The sequence below is a fragment of the Candidatus Protofrankia californiensis genome, from assembly GCF_900634765.1.
Taxonomy (GTDB): domain Bacteria; phylum Actinomycetota; class Actinomycetes; order Frankiales; family Frankiaceae; genus Protofrankia; species Protofrankia californiensis.
Map to the genome: position 1 here is coordinate 1 of NZ_CAAAFT010000356.1, position 2,263 is coordinate 2,263.

At 67.1% G+C, this 2,263-nt stretch carries 1 protein-coding gene and 2 pseudogenes; all 3 read right to left on the bottom strand.

Annotated elements, in window-relative coordinates:
• Positions 1–188 (bottom strand): annotated as a pseudogene (locus tag DD1DGNOD_RS28250) (hypothetical protein); the annotation flags it as partial.
• 332 nt (positions 189–520) lie between these two features.
• Positions 521–1,251: pseudogene (locus DD1DGNOD_RS18550) on the bottom strand (5-formyltetrahydrofolate cyclo-ligase).
• A gap of 289 nt (positions 1,252–1,540) precedes the next feature.
• On the bottom strand, positions 1,541–2,005 hold the full coding sequence (locus DD1DGNOD_RS18555; RefSeq protein ID WP_131767743.1) for a hypothetical protein: 465 nt from the start codon (positions 2,003–2,005) through the stop codon (positions 1,541–1,543).
• Positions 2,006–2,263: the final 258 nt, after the last annotated feature.

The window sequence follows — 2,263 nt, forward strand, 5'->3', positions numbered from 1 at the left end:
CCCACTATGTTTACCGCATCCACGGCCACTGCGGCCGTGTCGGCTGCCGCCGTGGGGGTGGCCGGAGCAGGGTCTGCGCCGGCCGGTGGTGGGTTGCGCCCAGCCGGCCGGGGCCCCGGCGGCACGGTTCTCACGCTGCCGGAGACCAGCAGCTCCCCGAGCCGCTGCGTGGGAGCGTCGATGACCATCCCCCGGCCAGAACCGGGAGCGAGGTCGGGGTCGGGTGTGGACAGCCCGGGGGTCGGGGCCGGGAGCCACGCTCCAGAGACAGGCCGAACCCGGCCAGGTGGCGTCCCGGACCTCGGCCCGCCACCCTTCTAAGATCATCCCGCCGTGTCGCACATCCGATCGCGGTGATTGAGGACATGAAAGTTTTATCGGCTTTCAGTCGCCAGAGTGAATACGACCTGAGTGAATACGTTGACTTATGTACAACGACTTGTGTACAACGCTTCCCGAACCAGACCGCGTGGGAGAATTGAACCTACGAATACCGCGCGGGTGGTGGACGATAATAAGCCTACGATGCGTTAGCCTGGCTGGCTGCTCGTGCCGCCAATACGGGAGTATCCGCAATCTTCTCCTTGCTCGGACTCTCCCACGACAACCCGCGTGGCCGCTTCGGCCGCCCGCACGCCATGACCCACTCCAGCGTCACAACGAAGTCTGTCCGGAAGTCGTGCTCGGCTTCTGGTAGCTCCTCCTCTACGACCTGCAAGTCATGCATGGTCGTCACAATGGTCGTCTGCTCAGTAAGCAAACCTGCTTCGGCAAGCAGCGCCACCTCGATGTCCGAGTACCCGCGCCCTTGCCGAGCCGTACGCCCACATGGTTGACGGCCACGCTGCCACAGACCACGGGGTCAACGGGCTGCATCTCGTCTACGCCGATCTTTCGGGCGACGCGCGCCGCGACAGCCCGGTCGGCGGCTTCCTCAGGCGGAACCGAGAGGTCGTGCGGGTCAAGGAGGTAGAAGGGCTTCGGCACGGCCAGCTTCGGCACGGCCATATAGACGATCTTACCCACCGCTAGGGTACGGGCTCGTACAGGAAGCTGCGCACGGTCCAGTACGGCCTTGACGACCTGGGCGTGCTCCCAAGCCAGAAGCGTTGTCAGCCGTTCGGCGGCCTCGTCCGCACCCACGAATGCCGGAATGTGGCCCCGTACCCCTGGCTCCACTACGCCAGACTGTTCAAGAAGCGACCACACCCGCTCGCGTACGGTCTGCTTCGCCTGGTCTATGTCCGCCACCCGTCGTTCCTTACCTCATCGCCATGAGGCTCAAGAGCCCGTCCTGTACGTCCTGGACGACCGACACGTCTCGCTACGGACGAAGTTCACGACTCGCGCCGAACACGATATTCAGGCCACCACCTCAGTTGACCTCGATCACGTCAATGGCTACGAACTCCTGGGCGGTCACAAAAACCGGGTCTCGTGATAGGGCTGACACTTGGTCTGCAGCCTGCTACACCGTATCCGGCCGCCCAAGTCACAGGGCCGAAGGCGGCGCGATCATATTCTTTCGCGCTGCCAGCGGTCACGGGTCACTCGGAGGCTTCCGGTCATGCGGAGGACCCGGGGGCAGCCGGCCGGTACCGGTGGCGTCCCAGGGCAGTCCCTCCGCCGAACGCTGCTTGCCGGCCAGGCGCGCGAGCCACCCGTCCACGAAGAGGTTCTCGCTCGCGGTGAGGGTCTCCCGTAGGCCCGCCGGAACGGCCTCGGGGAACACCCCGAGGACGCCGGGAAGCCGGGCCAGCGCGTCCACCCGGCCCCTCGGAGCGGCGACCAGGGCCAGACGTGGCGGCAGGACCACCGTCACCTGCGCGATCTCCCGCAAGGCGGTGAGGATGGTCTGGTACCGGTTGTTTCCGGCGGGTCCCCCCTCGGCCGCGGGACCGCCCGCGCCACCAGGACCAGGGCCGTCGATGTCGTCGGCGTCCGGCTGCGGCCCGGCTGCCTGCGGTGCGATGACGACCAGCAACTCCGGTGTGGGTTCGACCACAGCCCCGCCCTCCTGACCCAAGCCGACACGGCATCATCATCGTCCACGACAACCGGACACAAGCCCACCGGGTGAGTCCGGCGGGCATCGTAGGCCACTGTGGGCCGCCGTCAGCCACCGTCGGCCGCCCAGGCCGGCGTGAGCCGACGCGGGCGGGTGTGAGCCGACGCGGGTGGGCACACGCCAGCGGTCACGGCACTGTTCGCAACCATGCGCTGGCGGCTATGCGCTGGCGGCTATGCGCTGGCGGCTATGCGC